Raw genomic sequence first — 25,188 nt, 5'->3', positions numbered from 1 at the left:
CCCAGACCATGGCTCGTATCGAACTCAAGAACATCGCCAAGGCTTATGGCTCCGTCGAGGTAATGCGCGATATCAACCTCTCCATCGATGATGGCGAATTCATCGTACTGGTCGGCCCGTCCGGCTGCGGCAAGTCCACGCTGCTGCGCATGATCGCCGGCCTGGAACCGATTTCCGGAGGCGATTTCACGGTAGACGGCAAACGCATGAACGAAGTGCCGCCCCGTGATCGTGACATGGCCATGGTTTTCCAGTCCTATGCGCTTTATCCGCATATGGATGTGGCGCGGAACATGGGCTTCTCGCTGGAAATCCGCAAAGCGGCCAACGAGGAGCGGGTAAGCAAGGTGCAGGAAGCTGCCAGGACACTTGGCCTGAGCAATCTGACAGCACGCCTGCCCAAGCAACTTTCAGGCGGACAGCGCCAGCGTGTCGCCATGGGCCGAGCAATCGTCCGTGATCCAAGCGCCTTCCTGTTCGATGAGCCGCTGTCCAATCTCGATGCGGCACTACGTGTCGAAATGCGCCTGGAAATCGCTCGGCTCCACCAGCGTCTGAAGTCGACGATGATTTATGTGACCCACGACCAGGTGGAAGCCCTGACGCTGGCCGACAGGATCGTGGTCCTGAATGCGGGCGACATCCAGCAGGTCGGCACGCCTCTGGAGCTCTACGACACCCCTGCCAACAAGTTCGTTGCCCAGTTCATCGGGTCGCCGACCATGAACATCCTCGATATCGAACCGAAGGACGGTGGCGTTGCACTGAAGAACGGCGCCAGCCTCGGCCTTGGGTTGAGCAATGGGCAAGCAGCTGCAAGGGAGTTGGGGGTCCGTCCGGAACATCTCAACATCGTCGCCCAAGACGTCGCTCATATTTCCGGAACGGCCGAACTGGTCGAGCATCTGGGCTCGGACACCAACATTCACGCAAGTGTGCCGGGCATCGGTCAGGTCCTGGTGCGCGAGCACGGGCATTTCGCGCTGAAGTCCGGTGATCCGGTCGGCATCGCGCTGGATCTGGACAAGACACATCTGTTCGATGCTGAAGGCCGGCGCCTGGCAGCCTGAGTGCGTGGGGAACTCAACCCCACGCTTGCTCAGGCTGATTAAAAAGTGCGCGCACGGTCAGTTGCTGCTGCAGAGGCAGGTTTTGTAGGCGTCCAGGCTGGTGGCATCGAGCGCGCAGCCATATGCCTGCCAATTGACGGGATCGATTTCCGGGGTCGCTGATTGAACGGCATAGAGATTACTGAACCGCTGGCGCAATGGCTCGTCGTTCTGAAGCGTCTTGGCGAGTGAAGCCCGGCTGGCGGCGGAAAGGTCCGGAACCGCATAGGTGGAGCGGTAGTCATATTCGAGCTGCCAGTCCGGCTTTGCTCCGGCGGCGGCAGCTTCGAGGTTCGTCAGATAGAAGGTCGCCGAGTCTTTCACCGCGCCGCTGGTCTTGTCGTATAGAAAGACCGCAAAGGCCGGGTTGTTGCCGAAAACAGGGCTGACCGATGCCGTTATCTGGTTCGCAATCAACGGTTCACCCGAAGCATCATTGATGACAGTGAAGCCGTCCATATGCGTGTGGCCGGAAAACGTGTAGTCGACGGTGCCGGCATATTTGTACATCAGCTCCAGAAAGTCCGTAAGGTAATGCTCGTGCCAGAAGAGGTGGATACTGACCTCACACGTCTCCTTGTTTGCATGGCGCGCCGTATCGCGGGCATCGGCGCCTGGTGGAACATGCATCAGTAGCTGCGCCTTGCGGCCGGCCTGCTGCGTTTCGGCAAGCTGCTCATCCAGCCAGGTCATGACGTCCTTTCCAGGATCGCCGCCATTGGTATTGCAGGCATCCGAATAGTGTTTTGCCCAGTAGACGTTGCTGAGGGCGATGATGTCCTGATCCGGCACCGTTGGATGCGTAACCTTGTAGAAACCGTCGTGCTTGAACGCCTGGAACCCGCCCGGTTGACGGCTGAGCTTCGCCCACTGCTCGCCGACACCTTCAAGAAATGCACTGTCGGGAGCGAGCTGATAGTCACCGCAGGCTGAATCTTCGTTGCCCAGAACGCCGTAGACCGGGATGTTGCCGAACGTATCGCCCAGAAGCTGGGAAACATATTGCGTGGTCTTGATGGCAAACGAGGTCACGCCCTGCGGATTGTCGCCCGCTGTCTTCTGGTAGGTGTCATTGAAATGGTGGCTCAGGTAGTCGCCGGTATAGAGCACGTAGTCGTAGGTCATGCCTTGGGCTGCCGCCGCATCCAGGGCGGAGACCATCAGCGAGTAGCTGGCATCATTGCCGTAACTCTTGATACTTTCGGCGGCCCCCTTGAATATTTCTGTCCACCCGGAGACTGGGCTCTTGTCCAGTGCCGGCACGAGGGTCGGATCACTGAACGGGTCGAAGTGGATGTCGGTGACGATCAGAAACAGCCCCTCGTTCGTTCCCGGGTAGAACACCGGTTCCGTGGATTGGGCGCGAACACCGTCGAGCGTTAAAGTGACGGCTGCAAATGCCGCAAAAGAAAATGCCAACCTGTCGAACATTCCGGCCCCCTAGCTGTGCCAAAAATTCCCTTGCGGAATATTGGCACAGTCAAACACGGCACCGGTAAATGGATGTGAACCGCACTTCCGAAAATTGAGCCGATTTGCGCCTACCGGTAGACCAGTGTCGGCAGCCACATCGAAAAGGCCGGAACGAAAGTCAGCAACAGCAGCACCGTGATCAGCGGGACGAGGAAGGGAGCCGTTGCCGTCACGCATCGCTCGAAAGGCACTTGCGCCACTTTTGAAAGCACGTAAAGCACCATGCCGACCGGGGGCGTCAGAAGGCCGATCATCAGGTTCAGGATCATGATGATCCCGAAATGGACCGGATCAATACCCAGGCCGACGGCCACCGGAAGCAGCACCGGCGTCAGAATGGTGATGGCGGCAATTGTTTCCATGAACAGGCCGATCACCAGCACGATCAGCGTGATGATCAGTAGCAGAACGACCTTGTTGTCCGTCAATGCCACCATCAGCTCGGAAAAGTGGCGTGCGGTCTGGTTGGCCGTCAGGATCCAGGCGAAAATCGTGGAAGCGGCCACGATCAGCATGATGGCTGCGGTCGTCTCCACCGTCTCGAAGGATACCTTGAGGATCTTTCTGAAATTCAGCGTCCGATAGACGCCGACACCCAGAAAAATGCACCAGGCGACGGCAGCGATCGCCGCTTCCGTCGGAGTGAAAATACCGAACATGATGCCGCCGATGATGATCGTTGGTGTCATGAGGGGAAGCAGGGCGTCGAGAAAGGTCTGGCCAAGGCGCGAAAAGCGGAAATTGAGATCGCGCGGATAATTCCTCTGCCGGGAGTACCAGGCAACCATCACCATCAGGGCCAGTGCCATCATGAGACCGGGAACGATGCCGGCCATGAAAAGCTGGCCGATGGAAGCGTCCGCGATGACGCCGTAGATAACCAGGGGCAAAGACGGAGGAATGATCGGCCCGATAGTGGAAGAGGCAGCTGTGATGCCGACCGCGAAATCCGTATCGTAGCCACTGTCCCGCATGGCCTTGATCTCGATGTTGCCGAGACCTCCCGCGTCCGCCACGGCGGCCCCTGACATGCCGGCAAAGATGACACTCGCGCCGACATTCACGTGACCCAGTCCGCCGTGCATCCAGCCGACTGCCGCGCGGGCGAAGGCGAAGATGCGGGTCGTGATGCCTGCGGAGTTCATCAGGTTGCCGGCAAGGATGAAGAAGGGAACCGCGATCAGCGGAAACGAATTAATGCCGTTGACCATGTTTGCCAGCACGATCATCGGCGGCAGGCCTTCCATCAGCACGAAGGCGAGCGAGGCGAGGGCGAGGGCGGCAGCGACCGGCACCCCGATGATCATCAGGGCGAACAGCAGCATCATCATGAACAGGACGGCCATCGGCGAAAACTCTTCAATCGGTTGGCAGGTGGTCGTCCAGCGAGCGGACGAGGTCTTCGGGGCTTTGGCGAAGGCGGCGCCACAGCCAGATGGCCGAGTAGAACGCCATCAGTCCGAGAGCGACGACGCAGATCGTGTAGATCCATGCCTTCGGAATCGGCAGGGAAATCATCTTCTGCCGGGTTTTCTGGGTCAGTTCGATACCGATCCAGGTCATGGAGGCGAAAAAACCGAGCGTGATCGTCTGGGACAGAACGGTCAGAGCTTTCGCAAGACGCGGTGGCACCATGCGCATCAGAAACTCGAGCGTGATATGCGCACCACGCCGCGTCGCGGTGATTGCGCCAAGAAAGCAGACCAGGATCAGCAGATAACGGGCCACTTCCTCGGTCCACGCGAGGGAATCGTTCAGCACATAGCGAGTGAAGAACTGGAGGAAAACGACCACGGCAAGGACCCAGAAGACCAGAATGCCGGGGGCATCGATCCATTTCAGCGCGTTGAGGTCGGTTTCGGTCTCGTCAAAGTGAAGCAGTTCGGGCGCGCCGTCCGCGCGCCCTTGCTCCGTTTGTGCGGTGGCCTGTTTCGTTTGGTCAGCCACGGCATCGTTGCTTTGCGTCATTGAGCGAGAGCCTGCATCCGCTCGTAGTGTTCCTGGGTATAGGGAACCTTGGATTCATCGGTCAGGATCGGCTCGACAGCAGCCTGGAAAGCGGCCTTGTCGACTTCGTTTATCTGGATGCCCTGATCAACGAACCACTGCACAAGGTCCTGTTCCGACTGATAGATCTCGTCCGCATTCTGCGCGGCAGCTTCCTTCAGAACTGCGTCCACGGTGGCCGCATCGTCCCCCAGCTGCCCCATCGCGTTTTCGGAAACGACGATGATCAGCGAATTGCCGATATGGCCGGTCAGATTGATGTTGGACTGGACCTCGTAGAACTTCTTGAACTTGATCGTCGGCAGAGGGTTTTCCTGGGCGTCGACAACGCCTTGCTGCAACGCCAGATACACTTCGGAAAAGGCGATCGGTGTCGGGTTGGCGCCAACCGCATTCGGGAACAGCACCATCAGCGGCGAATCCGGCACACGGATCTTCAGACCCTTCATGTCGTCCGGTTTGGTGATCGGGAACTTGGATGTCACATGGCGATAACCGTACCAGGTAATGGCCATCACCGTGTGACCGGTCGCTTCCTTGTAGCCATTGGAAAGGTCGCTGAAGAGGTCACTGTCCCGGTAGGCCTTCCAGTGATCATAGTTCTTCAGCATGAAGGGATAGTCGGAAATGGCGATCGGACCGTAATCGCGTTCGGCGAAGTTGGGTCCGGTATAGATCATGTCGACGGACCCGATGGTCAGGCCTTCGTTGATCTCTGCTTCCTTGCCAAGTGACGAGGCCGGGTAGACCGAGATGGTCACGCGGCCATCCGTTTTTTCCTTGATCTGGTCTGCGGCCCACAGCGCCCATTTGTGGTAGCTGGATCCTTCCTCATAGACATGCGCCCATTTCAGGTCCGCGGCCCAGGACTGCCCAGCCAGGGCAAGTGTCATCGCGGCGGCCAGAAGGCCGCGCTTCATTGTTCTTCCAATCATGTCTGTCCTCCCGTCGGCCGGGGTCGAGCTCCTCCACTCAATCGGCCTATCTTGTATAACTGGTATACAAGTTATTTTACGTATATGACATATTGTAAGAATGCAAACGAATTCGGCTGGTCATCCCTTTGCTGGATTGCTAGTAAACCGGAAAAGAGGGGGAGAAACTGTAGGGATTCGAAGCAGATAGGATCAGTTCAGCTGCATCTTCGAACCTCTTGGTTTCAGGAAAGACGATGGCCGTATCACTGGATGAAACGCCTTCTGCCGGAGGCAAGACGCGCAAGCCGAGAGCAAAAAATGCCCCCCCACGCGGCGCTGCTTCCGGGACCGCCAGACGGGCGGCCCGCAACTCGGAAATCGTCTATCAGGACCTGCGCAACGCGATCATAAATGTCACGCTGCCACCCGGTTCGCCGCTGGCGGAAAAAGACCTGACCGAAAAATACGGCATCAGCCGAACGCCGGTTCGCGAGGCGATCTTGCGGCTGGCGGAAGAGAACCTTGTCGACGTTTTCCCGAAGTCCGGCACCTTCGTTGCCAGGATTCCCGTTTCCGAATTGCGCGAGGCCATCGTCGCGAGGAAAGCGCTGGAGGAAGTCTGCGTTCGCGAAGCCACGATGAAGGCGAGCAAGAGCCAGTTGATGGGGCTGCGGGCGATAGTCCAGCGCGAGCAGGAGCTGGCCGACAAAGGCGACGAACAGGCCTTCCACGAGGCGGACAATGCCTTTCATTCCGGTATCGCCGCAGCCAGCGGTTACCCGGGCATCTGGAACATGATCGAGAAGATCAGGCTGCAGGTGGAGCGCTACCGCAGGCTGACGCTGCCGCAGGAAGGCCGGATGCAACTGATCGTCGGCGAACATGCCGCTGTTCTGGAAGCGATCGAAAAGGGCGATGCAGATGCTGCGGTTGCCAATATGAACAACCACCTCAACAAGCTTCAGATCGATATCGGCACCTTTCAGGATCTGTGGCCCGACTATTTCCTGTTCGACAAGGATTAGGCCTGACCGTTTGTGGCTCTGCCCTGATCGGAAAAGGCGGGCAGTTGGGGCAGGTGGTAACGAGGTGGCGTGAGCCGGCGCGACTGTTGCGCTTCAGGAAGAGCGAGTTTTTGGGGCTGCACTGTGGAAGACGCAGCGGCACAGGCGGCATCCGCCATTTCTTTTTCAATCGCAACCATTCAAGTGCGCTGTTGCCCGGGTCGGTTTCGGAAAACGGGTCTGGGTGTGGAGGCCTGTTTCAAGCGGCTGGTTCTGATTTCTTTTAGAAAACAGATTGTTATGCCTGATCTCTGAAGCGGGACCTCGACTGAACAGCTCCCGCGACCGTGCAGGACAGGACTGTGCAGAAACCAGCTCGCAAGAGGGCCAAAGCATTTGTTCCGGCTGGAGTAATGCCAGTTCTTTACAAGACAACACCGGACAGGCGGAAATCCGCCGGATTTCGGCATTTGCTGAACGTGGCGAAACAATACCTCTGAGCCTGAAAGGCTGAAAAAACAAATCCAATATAATACCAATAAGCTGCGTGAATGGGCGATTCGGCCGGTGAAAAATGATTTTCACGATTTCAAACTAATAGGTCGACAAGTGGTATCAAATAGGTATTATATGAAATGAGCAGGAGGGCTGATGCTCTCCGGCGCATATTGTTCTGTATCTGGCGGTAAAACAAAAACGCGAATGGCAACGGAAGGTCCCATTAGGGCCGGCCGCGCCGGGAAGCGGGACGGGCTCCAACGCCGTGAGCGGACAATTTTGAACGTCCAGCAATGGATGGAACTTTTCGGAGGTGTCTTATGAAACGCAATATTCTAGCTCTGGCGATGGCCAGCACTGCGCTCTTTACGTCGACGGCTTTTGCTGAAGATGTCACGCTGACGATCGAAAGCTGGCGCAACGACGATCTGGCGCTGTGGCAGGAAAAGATCATTCCGGCTTTTGAAGCCTCGCATCCGGGCATCAAGGTGAAATTCACCCCGTCCGCACCGACAGAATACAATGCCGTACTGAACTCCAAGCTTGATGCCGGTTCCGCGGGTGACCTGATCACCTGCCGTCCGTTCGACGCCTCGCTGGCGCTTTATGATGCCGGACACCTGGCGGACTTGTCCGACATGGACGCCATGAACAACTTCTCAGACGTTGCCAAGGCCGCCTGGCAGACGGACGACGGTTCGGCAAGTTTCTGTGTGCCGATGGCTGCCGTGATCCACGGCTTCATCTACAACAAGGATGCTTTCAACGAACTGGGCATCGAAGTCCCGACGACCGAGGAAGAGTTCTTCGCCGCTCTCGACAAGATCAAGGAAGACGGCACCTATATCCCGATGGCCATGGGCACCAATGACCAGTGGGAAGCGGCCACCATGGGCTACAACAACATCGGTCCGAACTACTGGAAGGGTGAGGAAGGCCGCAAGGCTCTGATCGCCGGCGAGCAGAAGCTCACCGACGAGCAGTGGGTTGCCCCTTACGCCACGCTGGCAAAGTGGGCACCTTACCTGGGCGATGGCTATGAGGCCCAGACCTATCCGGACAGCCAGAACATTTTCACGCTTGGCCGTGCAGCGGTCTATCCGGCCGGCAGCTGGGAAATTTCGGGCTTCAACACTCAGGCCGATTTCGAAATGGGTGCTTTCAAGCCGCCGCTCCGCAACGCTGGCGACAAGTGCTACATCTCCGATCATACCGACATCGGCATCGGCATGAACGCCAAGACCGAGCATCCCGAACAGGCAAAGGAATTCCTGGCTTGGGTGGCGTCTCCTGAATTCGCCACCATCTTCGGCAACGCTCTGCCGGGCTTCTTCCCGCTGTCCAAGACGCCGGTTGAACTGGAAGATCCGCTTGCGAAGGAATTCGCCAGCTGGCGCGGCGAGTGCGAAAGCACCATCAGGTCCACCTACCAGATCCTGTCTCGCGGCACGCCGAACCTGGAAAACGAAACCTGGGGCGCATCTGCTGCCGCTATCAAGGGTACGGAAACGCCTGAGGCACTCGGCAAGAAGCTGCAAGACGGTCTGGCGAGCTGGTACGAGCCGCAGAAGTAATCTGCACGAATGACAAACGGTTCCCTGGCGGTGTTCGCATCGTCCGGGAACTCTAGACCTGGACAGGCCTCTGTCTGCCCAAGGGAAGTTTGTGTCCCGGGCAAGCCTCTGCCTGCCGTTTGTATCCCGGGCTGGCTTCTGCCTGCCCCAGGAACGTCTATATCCCGGGCAGGCTTCTGTCTGCCCTAGAGACGTCTATATCCCGGGCAGGCTTCTGCCTGCCCGGGGCATTTGACCGGAGCTTTTTATGAGCAGGCCTCGCTTCCGCTGGCATATCGTCGTGTTCCTGGCCCCAGCGGTCCTTGTTTACACGGCCGTGATGATCTTTCCCCTCTTCAACACGCTTCGTCTTGCCCTCTACAGCAAGATTGACCAGGAGCGCGTCTTCGTGGGGCTGCAGAATTTCACCACGCTTCTTGGCGATCCGCTCTGGTCGGATCAGTTCTGGAACGCGTTGGGGAACAATTTCTGGTTCTTCATCATTCATATGCTGGTTCAGAACCCGATCGGCATCGCCCTGGCGGCCATCCTCAGCCATCCGCGACTGCGGTTTGCGGCCTTCTACCGTTCGGCGATCTTCATTCCCACAATTCTGTCCTTCGTGATTGTCGGTTTCGCCTGGAAACTGATCCTGTCGCCGATCTGGGGCATCGCTCCGTCCATGCTGGATGCCGTCGGCCTGAAGTTCCTGTTCGCGCCCTGGCTCGGCAAGGAAGAGTACGCACTGACCACGTTGTCGCTCATTTCGGTCTGGCAGTTCGTGGGCATCCCGATGATGCTCATTTATGCCGCGCTGCTGTCCATTCCCGAAGAGATACTGGAAGCTGGCGAAATTGACGGCATCACCGGCATGTCGGCGTTCTGGAAGATCAAGCTGCCGCTGATCCTGCCGTCCATCGGCATCATTTCGATCCTGACATTCGTCGGCAATTTCAACGCCTTCGACCTGATCTACACGGCACAGGGGGCGCTGGCCGGGCCGGACTTCTCGACCGATATTCTCGGCACCTTCATGTACCGCACGTTCTTCGGATTTCAGCTTCAGCTGGGCGATCCCTACATGGGCTCGGCAATCGCAAGCGCCATGTTCGCGATCATCCTGATCGGCGTCTGTCTCTACCTCTTCGGCATCCAGACCCGGATGCGCAGATATCAGCTGTAAGGGAGGCCGTCACATGAACAAGGCGCGTACCAACCCGCTCAACACCGCCGCCATGCACGGCGCCCTGATCCTCTATACGCTGATCGCGCTGTTCCCGGTCTTCGTGATCCTGGTCAACAGCTTCAAGACCCGCAAGGCGATCTTCAGGGAACCGCTGGCACTGCCGGACGCCGAAAGCTTCTCGATGATCGGCTACCAGACGGTCATGAAGCAGGGGGATTTTTTCCTCTACTTCCAGAACTCCATGATCGTCACTGTTGTGTCCTTGACCTTCATCCTGCTGTTCGGGGCGATGGCGGCCTTTGCCCTGAGCGAATACCGCTTCAAGGGCAACATGCTGATGGGCCTTTATCTGGCACTCGGCATCATGATCCCGATCCGGATCGGCACCGTGGCCATTCTGGAAATGATGGTTGCCACCGGTCTGGTCAACTCGCTGATGGCGCTGATCCTGGTCTATACGGCGCAGGGGTTGCCACTGGCTGTCTTTATCCTGAGCGAGTTCATGCGGCAGGTGTCAGACGATCTGAAGAACGCCGGACGTATCGACGGGCTCTCGGAATACACGATCTTCTTCCGCCTTGTGCTGCCGCTCGTGCGCCCGGCGATGGCGACGGTCGCAGTCTTCAACATGATCCCGATCTGGAATGATCTGTGGTTCCCGCTAATCCTGGCGCCTGCTGAAGAAACCAAGACCCTGACCCTTGGCAGTCAGGTGTTCATCGGCCAGTTCGTTACCGACTGGAACGCGGTCCTGTCCGCGCTTTCGATGGCGATCCTGCCGGTGCTCGTTCTTTACGTCATCTTCTCACGCCAGCTCATTCGCGGCATTACCTCGGGAGCTGTCAAATGATCCGGGTTCTGATCGTCGGCCTTGGCAACATGGGACTTTCCCACGCCCTGGCTCACCACAAACATGCGGACGCCGAGATCGTCGGTCTCGTCAACCGTTCCGGACGGGTGACCCATCCGGATCTTGCTGGCTATCCGGTGTTCACGGATTACGCGCAGGCACTGGACACCTCAAAACCGGATCTGGTGGTGATCTCCACCTATTCTGACACCCATGCGGATTATGCGGTTGCGGCGATGCGGGCAGGCGCTCATGTATTTGTCGAAAAACCGCTGGCGACAACCGTGGCCGATGCAAAGCGGGTGGTCGCTTGCGCCGGGGAAACCGGCCGCAAACTCGCGGTCGGCTATATCCTGCGGCATCATCCGTCCTGGGTACGGCTGATTGAGGAGGCGCGGGGGCTCGGCGGACCATATGTCTTCCGCATGAACCTCAATCAGCAGAGCTCGGGAGCGGAGTGGGAAACCCACAAGGCCTTGATGCAGACGACTGCTCCCATCGTCGATTGCGGTGTGCATTATGTCGATGTCTGGTGCCAGATTACCGACGCCGAACCCGTGAAGGTGCACGGCATGGGGCTGCGGCTTTCCGACGAAATCGGCCCGGACATGTACAACTACGGCCAGTTTCAGGTCTTCTTCGACGATGGGTCGGTCGGCTGGTACGAAGCCGGGTGGGGGCCGATGATGTCCGAGACCGCCTTCTTCGTGAAGGATGTCGTTTCGCCCGCAGGCTCCGTTTCGATAGTCGAGGACGACAAGGGTGCATCGGCCGATGTTGACGGCCACACCAGGGTCGGCGGGCTTCTGGTCCATCGCCCGGAAGGTGACCGGCGCATCGATCTGCCGGGTGAACCCGGCCATCAGGAACTTTGCGACGCCGAGCAGGCTTTCATGCTTCGTGCGATTTCGGAAAACATCGATCTCAACCGGCACATGCAGGATGCCGTCCGGTCTCTGGCAATATGCCTTGCCGCCGACGAAAGCATCCGCACCGGTCACTCAGTCATGCTAAAGGAGCTAACGCCATGACGGCGCTAACCCTGACCAACGTCAACAAGTCGTTCGGCAACGTCCATGTCCTGAGGGACATCAATCTCGAAGTGGAAGACGGCGAGTTTGTCGTCTTCGTCGGACCGTCAGGGTGTGGCAAGTCCACCTTGTTGCGGGTCATCGCAGGTCTTGAAGACGTCTCCTCCGGCGAGGTCAGTATCGGCGGGGAGATCGTGAACACGACGCCGCCGTCCAAACGCGGCATTGCCATGGTGTTCCAGAGCTACGCGCTTTATCCGCATTTGAACGTGCGCAACAACATGACACTGGCGCTCAAGCAGGAAAAGCAGAGCAAGCAGGTGATCGACCAGCGCGTTGCCGAGGCGACCCGCATGCTGAACCTGGAGGACTATCTCGATCGCTATCCGTCGGAACTCTCCGGTGGCCAGCGCCAGCGTGTCGCGATCGGCCGGGCCATCGTGCGCCATCCGAAACTGTTCCTGTTCGACGAGCCGCTATCGAACCTTGATGCAGCGCTGCGTATGAACACAAGGCTGGAAATCGCCAACCTGCATCAGCAACTCAAGACCTCAATGATCTATGTGACCCACGACCAGTCCGAAGCCATGACGCTGGCCGACAAGATCGTGGTTCTCCGCGCTGGCCGCGTCGAGCAGATCGGCAGCCCGATGGAGCTTTACAACAATCCGGTCAACCAGTTCGTGGCAGGGTTCCTCGGGTCTCCGGCCATGAATTTCATGCCCGCAAGCCTGGTCAGTGAAGGCGATGCCCGCACGTTGGGAGTGCGCCCGGAAGACCTGTTCCTGAGCGACCAGGGGCAACTGAAAGCGTCTGTGCAGCATGTGGAACAGCTCGGCGGCGACACCAACGTGATCGCGAAGGTGCAAGACCAGCAGATCACTGCACGGCTCTTCGGCCAGCACGAGATCAAGCCGGGTGCTGAGTTGAGCTTCGGCATCGCGGAAGGCAAGTCGTTCTATTTCGACAAGGACGGCGCCCGGCTTCGCGGATAGGGCACTTCTTTTAGAAACAACACAAAGGCCACCTGGAAGTGATCCCGGTGGCCTTTGTTTTTTGGAGCCGTCATTCCGGACAAGTAAGGCGAAGCCGAACGCCGATCCGGAATCCAGACATATTCGTGCCAACGGCACACGGAGCTTGAAAGTGCAACGGTGTTCGCTGCGTTCACGCTGATATCTGGGTTCCGGATCGGCGCACAACTTGTGTTGCGCTTGTCCGGAATGACGGTGGAGGGGGAGGGGCTCTGCCATCAAAAAAAAGCCGCCCCGGTCTCCCGGGACGGCTTCTCGATATCTCGTCACTCAGACTTAGCCGATCTGGGTCAGCAGCTTGTCGAGGCTGGCCTTGGCGTCGCCGTAGAACATGCGCGTGTTCTCCTTGTAGAACAGCGGGTTCTCGATGCCGGAGTAACCGGTGCCCTGGCCGCGCTTGGAAACGAAGACCTGCTTCGCTTTCCAGACTTCCAGAACCGGCATGCCGGCGATAGGCGAGTTCGGGTCTTCCTGGGCAGCCGGATTGACGATGTCGTTGGAACCAATGACGATCACGACATCCGTTGACGGGAAGTCCTCGTTGATCTCGTCCATTTCCAGAACGATGTCATACGGCACCTTGGCTTCGGCCAGGAGCACGTTCATGTGGCCGGGAAGACGACCTGCGACCGGGTGGATCGCGAAGCGCACTTCCTTGCCCTTGGAGCGCAGGCGCTTGGTCAGTTCGCTGACCGATTGCTGTGCCTGGGCAACTGCCATGCCATAGCCCGGAACGATGATGACGCTGTCGGCATCTTCAAGCGCCGCAACAACACCATCGCTGTCGATGGCGATCTGTTCGCCTTCCACTTCCATGGCCGGACCGGTGGTGTTGCCGAAGCCGCCGAGGATAACGGAGACGAACGAGCGGTTCATCGCCTTGCACATGATGTAGGACAGGATCGCACCGGAAGAACCCACGAGCGCGCCGACGACGATCAGCAGATCGTTGCCAAGCGAGAAGCCGATGGCGGCCGCGGCCCAGCCCGAATAGGAGTTCAGCATCGACACCACAACAGGCATGTCGGCGCCGCCGATGCCCATGATCAGGTGGTAACCGATGAAGAACGCCAGCAGCGTCATCAGTACCAGCGTCCAGATGCCGGCCCCGTTCAGGAACATCAGCAACAAGATGACGCTGAGTGCGGCCGCACCGGCGTTCAGCATGTGGCCACCAGGCAGTTTTTCCGCCTTGGAGGTCAGCTTGCCGGCCAGCTTGCCGAAAGCGACGACAGAGCCGGTGAACGTGACAGCACCGATGAAGACGCCAAGGAACACTTCAACCTTCAGGATCGACTGTTCGATCGGGGTCTTGTGCGCCAGGATAGCGGCGAAGCCCTCAAGCGCATTGCGTTCTTCCTCGCCCATCGCCAGCACGTTGCCGAGCTCGATATAGGCATTGTAGCCGACGAAGACGGCTGCCAGACCCACGAGTGAGTGCATGGCGGCGACCAGCTGGGGCATTTCGGTCATCTGAACGCGCTGCGCCACGAAATAACCGATGATGCCGCCGGCAGCGATCAGGATGAGAGACAGGAGCCACAGGCCGGAGCCCGGACCGATCAGGGTGGCAACAACGGCCAGTCCCATGCCGGCGATGCCGTACCAGATGGCGCGCTTGGCGCTTTCCTGGCCGGAAAGGCCTCCCAGAGACAGGATGAACAGAACAGCCGCAACAACGTAAACGGCGGTCGTGAAACCGAATTCCATCTGCCGGCCTCCTTAGGATTTCTGGAACATGGCGAGCATGCGCCGGGTGACGAGGAAACCGCCGAAGATGTTGATCCCGGCCATGAAGACGGACAGGCCTGCCAGCAGGATGACCAGGAACGATCCGGATCCGATCTGCATCAGCGCACCGAGAATGATGATCGACGAAATGGCGTTGGTGACAGCCATCAGCGGCGTGTGCAGCGAGTGACTGACGTTCCAGATCACCTGGAAACCGACGAATACCGAAAGCACGAAAACGATGAAATGCTGCATGAAGCTGGCCGGGGCGATGAGGCCCACCAGCAGCAGAAGCAGGCCACCGACCGCCAGCAGGGTCACCTGCTGCTTGGTCTGTGCCTTGAAGGCGGCAGTTTCCTGCGCACGCTTTTCTTCCGCCGTCAGTTCCTTCGGCTTTTCCTTCGATTTCGCCGCGATTGCCTGCACCTTGGGAGGCGGCGGCGGGAAGGTGATCTCGCCTTCATGGGTCACGGTCGCGCCACGGATGACGTCGTCTTCCATGTTGTGGACGATCTGACCATCCTTCTCGGGCGTCAGGTCGGTCAGCATATGGCGGATGTTGGTGGCATAAAGCGTGGACGATTGAGCGGCCATGCGCGAGGGGAAGTCGGTATAGCCGATGATCGTGACACCATTGTCGGTGACGACCTTCTCGTCCTTGACCGTTCCTTCCGCGTTGCCGCCGCGTTCGGCGGCAAGATCGACGATGACCGAGCCCGGCTTCATGGCCTTGACCATGTCTTCCAGCCACAGCTTCGGTGCATCCCTGTTCGGGATTAGTGCCGTGGTGATGACAATGTCCATCTCCGGAGCCAGTTCCCGGAATTTTGCAAGCTGGGCTTCGCGGAACTCTGGTGAGGAAACGCTGGCATAACCGCCGGTCGCAGCGCCATCCTGCTGTTCTTCTTCAAAATCCAGATAAACGAATTCAGCGCCCATCGATTCGACCTGCTCGGCCACTTCCGGGCGCACGTCGAATGCATAGGTGATCGCGCCGAGCGACGTGGATGTGCCGATGGCCGCAAGACCCGCGACGCCTGCTCCCACAACCAGTACCTTCGCAGGCGGTACCTTGCCTGCAGCAGTGATCTGGCCGGTGAAGAAGCGGCCGAAATTGTTGCCCGCCTCGATAACGGCGCGATATCCGGCGATGTTGGCCATGGAGCTGAGAGCATCCATCTTCTGGGCACGCGAGATACGCGGTACCATCTCCATGGCAATGACGCTGGCGCCCGATTCCTTCGCCTTTTCCAGCCCGTCGGTGTTCCCACCCGGGTTGAAGAAGGAAATCAGGGTCTTGTCCTTTGTCAGATAGCCCAATTCCTTGTCATCGGGCTGCCGGACCTTGGTTACGATGTCCGATTTCTTCCAAAGACTTGCGGCAGTCTTGACGATTTCAACGCCGGCTTCTTCATAAGCCTGGTCGGAAAATCCGGCGGCGGTCCCGGCTCCGCTTTGCACAAGGCAGGAGAAGCCAAGCTTCTGCAGCTGCTTTGCGGATTCGGGTGTCATCGCCACACGGTTCTCCCCGGGGAAGGTTTCCTTTGGTGTGCCGATCTTTAGGGCTTCTGGCATACGTCTCTCCAGCAAGTGTCGAGGAATTGGCCTCAGGTAAGGGCAAGTTGGCCGGATTGGCTAACAAACTCCCCCCGTGCGTCCTGTCCCTCACAAACGTGCTGCGAATTTAGAAACGAAAATATTACTTATGACAAGGTGTCTTGCGATTGAATTTGGAGGGTATTACCGCACTGCACAGTGAGAGCAGCGCGATATAAATTTCACGGGATTTACAAAATAGGGGTATCGGAAACTGTGGGCGAGGGCATTCGGCAGTCGGAATACTCAAATAGGGCCCGGAATTAGTAAATTTTCCCGGCCCTATACACATATCAAGGCAAAATGACCAAAGACTGGTCGTGCGTAAAACCCCGGCAGCGGTTCCTGGGGAAAGAGCCGCTGCCGGACGAAAATTTATTCTGCAGCAGGGTCCAGCGCGGCTTTTGCGTCCAGATCCGCGGCATCATGACGCTCCGGAAGCTGCTCGTGATCTTCTCCCCAGGTCCGGTTCACCTTGCGCCCGCGAACAACCGCCGGGCGGGCATCGATCTTCTGGGCCCAGGCCAGGAGATTCTTGTATTCGTGAACGGAGAGGAATTCCGCCGCATCATAGGCGCGGCCAAGAACCATTCCGCCATACCAGGGGAAGATCGCCATGTCGGCGATGGTGTAGTCGTCACCGGCGATGTAGGGGCGATCAGCCAGCGCCTTGTCGAGGACGTCAAGCTGACGCTTGGCTTCCATTGCGAAGCGATCGATGGGGTATTGGTACTTTTCCGGCGCATAGGCGTAGAAATGGCCGAAGCCGCCGCCAAGATAAGGGGCGGATCCCATCTGCCAGAACAGCCAGTTCAGCGTTTCGGTGCGCTTCGCCGGATCCTTGGGCAGGAATTCACCGAATTTCTCGGCCAGATACAGCAGAATGGAACCGGATTCGAACACGCGCGTCGGGGTTTCGGTCGAGTGGTCGACAAGGGCCGGGATCTTGGAATTGGGATTGGCTTCCACGAAACCACTGGAGAATTGATCGCCTTCGTTGATCTTGATCAGCCAGGCATCATATTCAGCGCCCTTGTGACCGAGTGCGAGCAATTCCTCGAGCATCACCGTCACCTTGACGCCGTTCGGGGTCGCCAGAGAATAAAGCTGAAGCGGATGCTTGCCGACAGGCCGGTCCTTTTCGTGGGTTGAACCGGAAATCGGCCGGTTGATATTGGCGAACTGGCCGCCGCTCGGCTGTTCCCAGGTCCAGACTTTGGGCGGGGTGTAGGTCGGGTCACTCATGTGAAAGGGTCTCCGGAACGGGTCGGGCAGTAAAGGAAGGCGTGGATCGGAGCCAAGGTTGGTTCGATCCATCGCAATCTTACGATTAAATAGGCGGCAATGGCAGGATTGCCTAGGGTCGATTTTTGTTCTGAGGCAAATTATTGCGCAAAATCGGACATGGTTGAAACCGGGTCGCGATAAGTTCCCGTTTCGAGGTTTTCTGTTCTTTCTTCTTCGTCAAAGTTAGGATGCGTTTTCGCCATCGACCCCTGATCGTATTTCGGGCATTGTACTAAAGTCGCATCTGGAAATGCCAATGGTCGGCACCGTGATCATTGGCGCGGCCCGGCTGCAAAATGCAGCACAAGCAGCATAGGAGACGAATTCGGGAGGTCGGTAACAACAAGAAAAGGAATGCGGACATCCCGTCTTGAATGTCATCACGTTTAGGGAGGACGACATGAATTTAAGGCCCGATCCGAGTTTTTATCCGACGCCGCGCATGGCTATGGAAGCGCCGGTTGAGAAGCTGGCTTTCACCCTGATGCTCAGTCCAGATTTCTCTCAACCCGATGGTCTGGCTGTCGTCAATGTCGATCCGCAAAGTCCTGACTACGGCAAGATCGTGCATACCGTCTTCATGCCGAACAAGGGAGACGAATTCCACCATTTCGGGTGGAACGCCTGTTCCTCGGCGCTGTCGCCGCTGACAGGGCATGCCTTTCTCGAGCGCCGTTACCTGATCATCCCGGGCATCCGGTCGTCGCGCATCTACGTCGTTGACGTGAAAGAGCCGCTTCAAGCGAAAATTCACAAGATCATCGAACCGGAAGAAGTCTTCGCCAAGACAGGCTATTCCCGCCCGCACACCATTCATTGCGGGCCGGAAGGCATCTATGTCTCGACCCTTGGAGGAGGCGGTGCGGATGGCACCGACGGGCCTCCGGGCATCTTCATCATGGACTGCGAAACCTTCGACATTCTCGGCCGGTATGAAATGGATCGTGGCATCCAAGACAAACACTATGATTTCTGGTGGAACCTGCCGCGCGACTACATGGTGTCATCGGAGTGGGGACTGCCGCCGCAGTTCGAGAACGGTCTCGTTGCAGAAGACCTTCTGTCCAATAAATACGGCCACAGCCTTCATTTCTGGGATCTGCGCGGGCGAAAGAACATCCAGACCATCGATCTGGGCGAAAACCACCAGATGGCGCTCGAGGTTCGCCCTGCCCACGATCCCGCCAAACAATACGGCTTTTGTGGCGTTGTCGTCGACACAACCAACTTGCAAGGGGCGATCTTCACCTGGTGGCGCAAGGACGATGGCACGTTTGAAGCCAGGAAGACCATCACCATCGACCCGCAGCCGGCCGATCCCGCAGACCTGCCTGAAATGCTGAAGGGGTTTTCCGCAGTTCCACCGCTGGTGACCGACATCGACCTGAGTCTCGATGACAAATATCTCTATGTCGCATGCTGGGGCACCGGTGAAATGCATCAGTATGATGTCTCCGACCCAATGAACCCGACGCTCGCCGGCAAGGTCGAGATCGGCGGGATCGTGAAGAAGACGAAACATCCGAACGGCAAGGACTTCGGTTACGGACCGCAAATGGTCGAGATCAGCCGGGATGGTCAGCGCGTCTATTGGACCAACTCGCTCTATTCCACCTGGGACGAACAGTTCTATCCTGGCGAGCGCGGCGCCGCGATGGTGATGGCCCGTGTTGGAGCGGGTGGCGGATTGACGCTCGATCCGGATTTCTGGGTCGAATTCCCGGCGGGCTACAGGTCGCACCAGATCCGGCTTGAAGGCGGGGACTGCTCTACCGACAGTTTCTGCTTCCCGTCGGTCTAGGTTTTGGAAGAGGCGAGTTTGTCGGCTCTCTGGTGGGCCGTCATTGCGTCTGGTCTCTATCACGGCGTGAACCCGGGCATGGGGTGGCCGCTGGCGGTGTCGGCTGCCTTGATGGAACAACGCGCGTTGGCCCTGCCGCGTGCTTTGTTGCTGCTGGCGGTCGGGCATCTGGCGGCAATGCTGGTTGTTCTCTTGCCTTTTTCGGCAATGATCACGCTGGTTTCCCTGGAACGGGAAATCCGCATTGGCGCCGCCTGTCTGGTGATCGGCATGGGGCTGTACCTGCTGATCGCTGATCGCCATCCGCGCTTTCTGGCCCGTATTTCACCGGCGAAGCTTGGCCTCTGGTCCTTTCTGGTGGCGATTGCCCATGGGGCAGGGCTCATGCTGGTGCCGATCTACCTGGGTATCTGCGCAATGGAGCAGGAGGCCGGCCACGCGGCGGCCGGTACTCTCATGGGGGCAGATTTGAGGATGGCGTTGCTCGTGGCCGCGGTCCACACGCTCGCCATGGCGCTTGCCGGTGGCCTGCTGGCCATCGGCGTCTATTTCTGGCTGGGCCTGCGGTTCCTGCAAAAGGCGTGGTTCAACCTGGACAGGGTCTGGGCAGCCAGCCTCGTTTTCGTCGGTTTGTTTGCCCTTGTCCTGGCGCTCCGGAGCTGAGCTGCTCATCAGGTCAGCAGATGTGCCTCGAACGGAAACATCGACAGGGTCTCGATGCCGGTTTCGGTGATCAGGATCTGCTGCTCCAGCTTGACGCCTTCCTTGGCACCATCCTCGCCAATGTAGCTTTCGACACATAGTGTCATGCCCGGTTCCACGACACCGTCATAACCGGCGTCCGGAAAGTCGCCATGGTGATAGAGGTAGGGGTATTCGCCGGTCATGCCGCAGCCATGGGCAGACAGATAGTAACGGTTTGCATAGTAGCGGTCGGGGATGTTCCACGCCCGATCGGCATATTCCCGGAAGCTCATTCCGGGTTTCAGAATGCCCATGTTGTAGTGAACCTGTTCGTAGGCGACCTTGTAAAGTTCGCGCTGGGTGTCCGTCGGCCGGTCCGGGCCGGAGTGGAAGGTGCGTGAAAAGTCGGCATAATAACCGTGGCAGCCGACAACATCCGTATCGAGGGCTATCAGCTCGTTCGCGCCGATGACGTTGTCAGATGTTTCCTGGAACCATGGATTGGTGCGCGCGCCAGCATTCAGCAGCCTCGTTTCGACATAGTCGCCGTTCTGCGCGATGATCGACTTGTGCAGCACTGACCAGAGTTCGGCTTCGGTAAGCCCCGGGCGAATTGCTTCACGCAGCTTGCCGACGCCTATTTCCGTCGCGCGCAACGAAGCAATCACGCATTTCATTTCTTCCGGCGATTTGATCGCGCGCGCCATCTCCACGGGTTGCTGCGCGTCGACCACGTTGAGTCCGGCTTCTTTCAGCGCGATGGCTGTTCCCGCATTAAGCCGTTCCAGCCCCACCGTGGCGTCCTTCAAGCCTGTCAGCTCATGAATGGTATCCGCCATCTCCGCCGCCCATGCGCGTTCGCGCTCTGCAATATGAGGACCGGCAGCGACGAAGCTCGCGGTTTTAGAGGGGCGGACCTCGTCGACGGTTTCATAGCCCTCTCCAAGATGAAGACAGCCGGTGAACTCAAATAGAATGGAGCGGTTCTGGGTCAGCAGCAGGTAGCGCGACGGGGCATTGCGCATGGAAAAAACCTGCATGTTCCGCGTGCCGGTCGCATAGCGGATGTTGACCGGGTCGGAGAGGATTACCGCATCAACACCATATTCAGCCATCTTTTGCCGCACACGCTGCTGCCGGTATGTGCGCACGGCCACCAGATCGATCCCTTCCACCTCGGGTGCGCGGTCAAGCTGCGCCAGTCCCTGAAGGTCGCTGCGCTCCGCGTGCCAGTCCAGTTCCGCCATTTGTCATCGTCTCCAGTTCAACTGGATGGAATATCGGGCGAGCTTCGATTCTTTAAAAGACTGGAAAAAATCGGGTCATTGGATAACCTCCAGTAATGCAAGCCTATCGAAAATCACTCCCGCCGCTCGACACATTGGTCTTCTTTGAAGCCGCCATGCGTCATCTGAACTTTACAGAGGCTGCCGAAGAACTCTTCGTGACCCAGGCCGCCGTTTCCAAACGCATTCGGCAGCTCGAAGACTGGCTGGGCGTCGACCTGTTTGAGCGGTCCGGTCGCAGGCTTCTGCCGACAGAAGCAGGAACATATCTTGCCGAGAAGACCGGTATGACGCTGGATTATCTGACGCAGGCGCTGAGTGCGCTGAAAGTGCCGGAGAGGCCTGTCGTGCGGATTGCGTCTGTGACGGCACTTGCTGCCTTCTGGCTCCAGCCTAAGCTCAAGGAATTTGCACTGTCAGACGAAGCCTGCCTGTTCAATCTGGCAACAGCAGACGATCTGGGAGACCTGCTCAAACCAGAGCACGACCTTGTCATCCTGCACGGGGACGGCCGGTTTCCGGGCTGGCAGTCGGAATTGTTGTTTCAGGAGGTCCTGACACCTGTCGGAATGCCGGAGATTATTGACGCCCTGCGGTCAGGAGGTGGTGGGAAACAGCCGGCGCTTCTCAACTACCCGCGTCTTGCTCCGAACTGGATCGATTGGACAGGCTGGATCCAGCGGACAGGGAGATTGGATCTGAAAGATTGGCCTGTTCAGTCATGTGCAAGCTACAATCAGTCTATAGGGCGGGCCCTGAAGGGGCTCGGCATTGCGCTTGGCGCCTTGCCATTGTTGCGAGAAGAGATTTCTTCGGGAAGGCTCGTGCCGCTGGAAGGCGCTACGCTCAAGACGGGAATGGGCTATTACATCGCCTGGCCGAACATGCGGCCGCTCGGCACGGAGGCCGAGCGATTGAAATCCGCGCTGCTGGAAGCCGGCTGAGGCGTCAGTTCCTCACCACATAGACCGAACATTTCGAGTGACGGACGACCCGTGCTGCGTTTGGTCCGAGCAGGAATTCGCTCAAATGCGGCTGGTGGGCGCCAATGACAATAAGGTCTGCCCCGGTCTTTTTCGCGACTTCCAGGATTTCCTCGTAAATGGAGCCGGTGGCGACCAGATGCCGGATTTCGCTGTTTCTTTCCGCCCCGAGGACGCTTGAGACCTTCTCGACCAGCTTTTTCTGGGTTTCCGCCACCATCTGACCCTGAAAGTTCTCGTCGAAATAGGAAGCGACAAGATTGATGCCGGCGCTCGGGACGACCGTGATCACATCGAGCTGGGCACCGTCCAGACGGGCGAGCTTGTCGGCCGTTTCCAGAACCTTGGTGTCGTCGACCTGCTGGACGTCGACGGCGCACAAGATGGATTTCGTCATGCCGCTACTCCTTCTTCACGGTTGGTCCGGCCTGCGCGGGCGCGCTGGAGCATGAAGACAAGGGCCAGAAGCAGAAGCCCCGGGATATAGATCAGCTCCTTCGGCAACTGATCCGCCTCGAGGCGAGCTTCTTTAACGACCACGGGTTCGTCGCCGTAGAAGTCGAACGTACCGAGCTGTTCGAAGTAGGGCGTCCCCGGGAAGGGTTCCTCCAGCTTCAGAACACCGTCTTCTTCGAGGGTCGTCAGGCCAAGCGCCTGCAATCTGGCTTCGCCCCCGTCTTCGCTTCCGGGCGTGATCGCAATGCGCGTTTCCATCGTGTTGCCGGTGTCGAAGTCCGGACCACTCAGCACCAGACGGATCTCGCTGCCTGCAGGTGCATCGCCAACTGCCTGGACGAAACGGTCCGGCGAGACGATCTCGAACGGAGGCTGGATCCGGTTCATGAAGAAATCCGGACGGAACAGCACGAAGGCGACCAGCACCAGGGCAACACTCTCGTAGATCCTGTTCTTGGTCAGGAAATAGCCCATGGTGCCTGCGGTAAACACAAGGATGGCAATCGTCGCCATGATGAAGACGAGTATGCCCTGGGTCACCGTGACGTCGATCAGGAGAAGATCGGTGTTGAAGATGAAGACGAAGGGCAGGGCGACCGTCCGCAGAGAATAGAAGAATGCCGTGAACCCGGTCTTTATGGCATCGCCTCCTGACACCGCCGCCGCGGCAAAGGAGGCGAGACCCACGGGTGGCGTTACGTCCGCCATGATGCCGAAATAGAAGACGAACAGGTGCACGGCAATGAGCGGAACTATCAGTCCGGATTGCGCGCCGAGTTCGACCACGACCCCGGCCATCAGTGAAGACACCACGATGTAGTTGGCCGTTGTCGGCAGACCCATGCCAAGTATCAGCGACAGGACGCCGACGAAGACCAGCATCAGCACCAGATTGCCACCGGATACGAACTCGACGAGATCTGCCATCACCTGGCCGATGCCGGTCAGGGTGACCGTGCCGACGATGATGCCGGCTGTTGCGGTCGCAAGGCCGATGCCGATCATGTTGCGGGCACCGTCGATCATGCCGTGGACGAGGTCGTTGACGCCCTCCTTGAAGGCTTCGACCGTCTCGTTCTCGCCCCGGAAGATCGCCTTGATCGGACGCTGGGTCAATAGGATCGCGAAGAGCAGAGCCGTTGCCCAGAAGGCTGAAAGGCCCGGTGACTTCTGCTCGATCATCAGGAAGTAGACGAGCACGACGATCGGGAGCAGGTAGTAGAGACCAGCCTTGTAGATCTGGGAAATATCCGGAAGCGTGATCTCCTTGGCATTGGGGTCGTCCGGATGAAGGTCATCGACGCTGGCAGCCAGTTTCAACAGAGCGATATAGGCAAGGAAAACCAGTAGCGCGAGGATCCACGACGCGCCTTCCGGTACCAGGGCGACAATCCAGCCGACCGGGTATTGCACCCCATAGCAAAGAGCGGCAAAGGCCGCGAAAAACACGAACATTCCGATGATCGTGCGCAGGGTTGAAACGGTCTTGTGCCCGATGGTTGGCATGTTCCGCTTAACGGCTTCAAGGTGCACGATATAGACCAGCGCGATGTAGGAAATCACGGCCGGCAGAAAGGCGTGAGTGATCACGTCGACATAGGAAATGCCGACATATTCGACCATCAGAAAGGCGGCGGCGCCCATCACCGGCGGCATGATCTGGCCGTTCACGGATGATGCGACCTCGACCGATCCCGCTTGTTCAGAGGTAAAGCCGACGCGCTTCATCAGCGGAATGGTGAATGTGCCCGTGGTAACGACGTTTGCGATGGACGAGCCGGAGATGAGGCCGGTGGCTGCAGAGCCGACAACGGCTGCCTTGGCCGGGCCACCTTTCAGGTGACCGAGCGCGCCGAAGGCCATCTTGATGAAGTAGTTGCCCGCACCCGCCTTGTCCAGCAAGGCGCCAAAGAGCACGAACAGGAAGACGAACTTGGTGGAGACACCGAGCGCGATACCGAAGACACCCTCCGACGTGATCCACATGTGGCTCATCGCCTTTTGCAGCGAAGCGCCCTTCCAGCGGATGACCTCCGGGACCCATTCTGAGGAGCCGAAGAAGACGTAGAGCAGGAATACGGTTGCGACGATGGCCATGGCCGGGCCGAGTGCCCGGCGTGCGGCTTCAAACAGGACCACGATACCTGCAAGGGCGAACCACTTGTCGGTGTCGTCGGCCAGACCGCCGTTGGCAACGATCTTGTCGTAGAAGAAGAAGCCGTAAAGCGAAATGAAGGCGCCGAAAAACGCCAGGGCCCAGTCCTGGATCGGGACGCGGTGTCTCGGACTGCTCGACAGTGCAGGGTAGGCCATGAATGCCAGGAACATCGCAAACGCCAGATGCACCTGTCGGCTGTTATTGATGATGTCCGACGGCAGGACGTAGTAGACGATGGGGGAGGCGAGCAGAACCTGGAAGCAGGACCAGATCAGGGCCACGGTGGCGATCATCATCCCGACGGATCCGGCAGGGTTCCTGGACCCGGAGTCGGAGGAGGCGACGAGTTCCTGAAGTTCTTCTTCGGATAGTCCCTGTCGTTGGTCCCGTCCGTTCGGCTGGTTCTGTTCAGACATGAAGTTCCCCCGGTCTTCCGGCTGAAGCACAACATTGGCGTTGCGCTCGGCTGGCACCCGACAGCCACGCAGCCCGTGGCATCTGTTAATTCATTCAAGAAATGCCTTGGCCAAAATGTCGTTCAATG

General features: G+C 58.4%; 20 protein-coding genes. 10 read left to right on the top strand and 10 right to left on the bottom strand.

The genetic code is table 11. From position 1 onward, the window contains the following. Window positions 1-8: 8 nt before the first annotated feature. A complete protein-coding gene (gene ugpC, locus ACP90_RS18490) occupies window positions 9-1,070 on the top strand; it encodes a sn-glycerol-3-phosphate ABC transporter ATP-binding protein UgpC (RefSeq protein WP_022997642.1) in 1,062 nt (353 codons plus the stop codon). Between the two features lie 57 nt (window positions 1,071-1,127). Here ugpC and ACP90_RS18485 read toward each other — a convergent pair whose 3' ends face one another. From ACP90_RS18485 to ACP90_RS18470, 4 genes are all read right to left on the bottom strand, one after another. Next, the gene (locus ACP90_RS18485; protein WP_062489234.1) at window positions 1,128-2,540 is read right to left on the bottom strand and encodes a metallophosphoesterase; all 1,413 of its coding nucleotides are present in this window, start codon (window positions 2,538-2,540) and stop codon (window positions 1,128-1,130) included. A 110-nt stretch (window positions 2,541-2,650) separates the two neighbouring features. Next, window positions 2,651-3,928: a TRAP transporter large permease gene (locus tag ACP90_RS18480; protein ID WP_022997640.1), complete on the bottom strand. Its 1,278-nt coding sequence runs from the start codon at window positions 3,926-3,928 to the stop codon at window positions 2,651-2,653. Window positions 3,929-3,941: 13 nt separating this feature from the next. Further along, the gene (locus ACP90_RS18475; RefSeq protein ID WP_158514195.1) at window positions 3,942-4,529 is read right to left on the bottom strand and encodes a TRAP transporter small permease; all 588 of its coding nucleotides are present in this window, start codon (window positions 4,527-4,529) and stop codon (window positions 3,942-3,944) included. A gap of 17 nt (window positions 4,530-4,546) precedes the next feature. Further along, window positions 4,547-5,524 (bottom strand): sialic acid TRAP transporter substrate-binding protein SiaP, encoded by a 978-nt coding sequence (locus ACP90_RS18470; protein ID WP_031268038.1) that lies wholly within the window; start codon window positions 5,522-5,524, stop codon window positions 4,547-4,549. Window positions 5,525-5,760: 236 nt separating this feature from the next. On the opposite strand from ACP90_RS18470, the gene ACP90_RS18465 reads away from it, so the two are divergent. From ACP90_RS18465 to ACP90_RS18435, 6 genes are all read left to right on the top strand, one after another. Then, window positions 5,761-6,531 (top strand): GntR family transcriptional regulator, encoded by a 771-nt coding sequence (locus ACP90_RS18465; protein WP_022997637.1) that lies wholly within the window; start codon window positions 5,761-5,763, stop codon window positions 6,529-6,531. Window positions 6,532-7,328: 797 nt separating this feature from the next. Further along, window positions 7,329-8,582 (top strand): ABC transporter substrate-binding protein, encoded by a 1,254-nt coding sequence (locus tag ACP90_RS18455; RefSeq protein WP_022997635.1) that lies wholly within the window; start codon window positions 7,329-7,331, stop codon window positions 8,580-8,582. Window positions 8,583-8,829: 247 nt separating this feature from the next. Beyond that, window positions 8,830-9,744 carry a sugar ABC transporter permease gene (locus ACP90_RS18450; RefSeq protein WP_023000238.1) on the top strand — a complete coding sequence of 305 codons (915 nt, stop codon included), beginning with the start codon at window positions 8,830-8,832 and terminating at the stop codon, window positions 9,742-9,744. Window positions 9,745-9,757: 13 nt separating this feature from the next. Beyond that, a complete protein-coding gene (locus tag ACP90_RS18445; RefSeq protein ID WP_023000237.1) occupies window positions 9,758-10,597 on the top strand; it encodes a carbohydrate ABC transporter permease in 840 nt (279 codons plus the stop codon). Then, entirely contained in the window at window positions 10,594-11,628 is a 1,035-nt protein-coding gene (locus tag ACP90_RS18440) for a Gfo/Idh/MocA family oxidoreductase (RefSeq protein ID WP_082809778.1), read from the top strand. Before ACP90_RS18445 ends, ACP90_RS18440 begins: the two co-directional genes overlap by 4 nt. Next, entirely contained in the window at window positions 11,625-12,623 is a 999-nt protein-coding gene (locus ACP90_RS18435) for an ABC transporter ATP-binding protein (protein WP_062489227.1), read from the top strand. The genes ACP90_RS18440 and ACP90_RS18435 overlap by 4 nt, the downstream gene beginning before the upstream one ends. A 315-nt stretch (window positions 12,624-12,938) precedes the next feature. Here the strand turns inward: ACP90_RS18435 and ACP90_RS18430 are convergent, their stop codons facing one another. The 3 genes from ACP90_RS18430 to yghU all read right to left on the bottom strand — a co-directional run bounded on the left by ACP90_RS18430 (window position 12,939) and on the right by yghU (window position 17,234). Then, entirely contained in the window at window positions 12,939-14,372 is a 1,434-nt protein-coding gene (locus ACP90_RS18430) for an NAD(P)(+) transhydrogenase (Re/Si-specific) subunit beta (protein ID WP_023000234.1), read from the bottom strand. A gap of 12 nt (window positions 14,373-14,384) precedes the next feature. Beyond that, window positions 14,385-15,968: a Re/Si-specific NAD(P)(+) transhydrogenase subunit alpha gene (locus ACP90_RS18425; RefSeq protein WP_062489225.1), complete on the bottom strand. Its 1,584-nt coding sequence runs from the start codon at window positions 15,966-15,968 to the stop codon at window positions 14,385-14,387. A 396-nt stretch (window positions 15,969-16,364) separates the two neighbouring features. Next, window positions 16,365-17,234 carry a glutathione-dependent disulfide-bond oxidoreductase gene (gene yghU, locus ACP90_RS18420; RefSeq protein WP_062489222.1) on the bottom strand — a complete coding sequence of 290 codons (870 nt, stop codon included), beginning with the start codon at window positions 17,232-17,234 and terminating at the stop codon, window positions 16,365-16,367. 442 nt (window positions 17,235-17,676) lie between these two features. On the opposite strand from yghU, the gene ACP90_RS18415 reads away from it, so the two are divergent. Together ACP90_RS18415 and ACP90_RS18410 are read left to right on the top strand one after the other, a co-directional pair. After that, window positions 17,677-19,077, top strand: coding sequence for a selenium-binding protein SBP56-related protein (locus ACP90_RS18415; RefSeq protein WP_031269032.1), 1,401 nt, complete (start codon window positions 17,677-17,679; stop codon window positions 19,075-19,077). A gap of 78 nt (window positions 19,078-19,155) precedes the next feature. Continuing rightward, window positions 19,156-19,740: a hypothetical protein gene (locus ACP90_RS18410; protein ID WP_286145768.1), complete on the top strand. Its 585-nt coding sequence runs from the start codon at window positions 19,156-19,158 to the stop codon at window positions 19,738-19,740. Window positions 19,741-19,748: 8 nt separating this feature from the next. Here the strand turns inward: ACP90_RS18410 and ACP90_RS18405 are convergent, their stop codons facing one another. Then, complete coding sequence (locus tag ACP90_RS18405; protein WP_062489217.1) at window positions 19,749-21,008, bottom strand: Xaa-Pro peptidase family protein; 1,260 nt, start codon at window positions 21,006-21,008, stop codon at window positions 19,749-19,751. A gap of 95 nt (window positions 21,009-21,103) precedes the next feature. Between ACP90_RS18405 and ACP90_RS18400 the strand changes: the two genes are divergently transcribed. Further along, window positions 21,104-21,991, top strand: coding sequence for a LysR family transcriptional regulator (locus ACP90_RS18400; protein ID WP_062489216.1), 888 nt, complete (start codon window positions 21,104-21,106; stop codon window positions 21,989-21,991). A gap of 4 nt (window positions 21,992-21,995) precedes the next feature. Here the strand turns inward: ACP90_RS18400 and ACP90_RS18395 are convergent, their stop codons facing one another. Further along, complete coding sequence (locus tag ACP90_RS18395; RefSeq protein WP_023000227.1) at window positions 21,996-22,427, bottom strand: universal stress protein; 432 nt, start codon at window positions 22,425-22,427, stop codon at window positions 21,996-21,998. Further along, window positions 22,424-25,060: a TRAP transporter permease gene (locus ACP90_RS18390; RefSeq protein ID WP_062491755.1), complete on the bottom strand. Its 2,637-nt coding sequence runs from the start codon at window positions 25,058-25,060 to the stop codon at window positions 22,424-22,426. The genes ACP90_RS18395 and ACP90_RS18390 overlap by 4 nt, the downstream gene beginning before the upstream one ends. Window positions 25,061-25,188: the final 128 nt, after the last annotated feature.

The sequence above is a fragment of the Labrenzia sp. CP4 genome (genome assembly GCF_001579905.1).
Taxonomy (GTDB): domain Bacteria; phylum Pseudomonadota; class Alphaproteobacteria; order Rhizobiales; family Stappiaceae; genus Roseibium; species Roseibium algicola.
This window is presented reverse-complemented; position numbering and strand designations above follow the sequence as displayed.

Bases quoted from the DNA above. Each gene is read 5' to 3' on its own strand.
- ACP90_RS18400 (WP_062489216.1), top strand. From the start codon at position 21,104: ATGCAAGCCTATCGAAAATCACTCCCGCCGCTCGACACATTGGTCTTC.
- ACP90_RS18450 (WP_023000238.1), top strand. From the start codon at position 8,830: ATGAGCAGGCCTCGCTTCCGCTGGCATATCGTCGTGTTCCTGGCCCCA.
- ACP90_RS18470 (WP_031268038.1), bottom strand. From the start codon at position 5,524: ATGATTGGAAGAACAATGAAGCGCGGCCTTCTGGCCGCCGCGATGACA.
- ACP90_RS18480 (WP_022997640.1), bottom strand. From the start codon at position 3,928: ATGGCCGTCCTGTTCATGATGATGCTGCTGTTCGCCCTGATGATCATC.
- ACP90_RS18440 (WP_082809778.1), top strand. From the start codon at position 10,594: ATGATCCGGGTTCTGATCGTCGGCCTTGGCAACATGGGACTTTCCCAC.
- ACP90_RS18425 (WP_062489225.1), bottom strand. From the start codon at position 15,968: ATGCCAGAAGCCCTAAAGATCGGCACACCAAAGGAAACCTTCCCCGGG.
- ACP90_RS18410 (WP_286145768.1), top strand. From the start codon at position 19,156: ATGGGGTGGCCGCTGGCGGTGTCGGCTGCCTTGATGGAACAACGCGCG.
- ACP90_RS18430 (WP_023000234.1), bottom strand. From the start codon at position 14,372: ATGGAATTCGGTTTCACGACCGCCGTTTACGTTGTTGCGGCTGTTCTG.
- ACP90_RS18395 (WP_023000227.1), bottom strand. From the start codon at position 22,427: ATGACGAAATCCATCTTGTGCGCCGTCGACGTCCAGCAGGTCGACGAC.
- ugpC (WP_022997642.1), top strand. From the start codon at position 9: ATGGCTCGTATCGAACTCAAGAACATCGCCAAGGCTTATGGCTCCGTC.
- ACP90_RS18485 (WP_062489234.1), bottom strand. From the start codon at position 2,540: ATGTTCGACAGGTTGGCATTTTCTTTTGCGGCATTTGCAGCCGTCACT.
- ACP90_RS18405 (WP_062489217.1), bottom strand. From the start codon at position 21,008: ATGGCGGAACTGGACTGGCACGCGGAGCGCAGCGACCTTCAGGGACTG.
- yghU (WP_062489222.1), bottom strand. From the start codon at position 17,234: ATGAGTGACCCGACCTACACCCCGCCCAAAGTCTGGACCTGGGAACAG.
- ACP90_RS18445 (WP_023000237.1), top strand. From the start codon at position 9,758: ATGAACAAGGCGCGTACCAACCCGCTCAACACCGCCGCCATGCACGGC.
- ACP90_RS18390 (WP_062491755.1), bottom strand. From the start codon at position 25,060: ATGTCTGAACAGAACCAGCCGAACGGACGGGACCAACGACAGGGACTA.
- ACP90_RS18465 (WP_022997637.1), top strand. From the start codon at position 5,761: ATGGCCGTATCACTGGATGAAACGCCTTCTGCCGGAGGCAAGACGCGC.
- ACP90_RS18415 (WP_031269032.1), top strand. From the start codon at position 17,677: ATGAATTTAAGGCCCGATCCGAGTTTTTATCCGACGCCGCGCATGGCT.
- ACP90_RS18435 (WP_062489227.1), top strand. From the start codon at position 11,625: ATGACGGCGCTAACCCTGACCAACGTCAACAAGTCGTTCGGCAACGTC.
- ACP90_RS18455 (WP_022997635.1), top strand. From the start codon at position 7,329: ATGAAACGCAATATTCTAGCTCTGGCGATGGCCAGCACTGCGCTCTTT.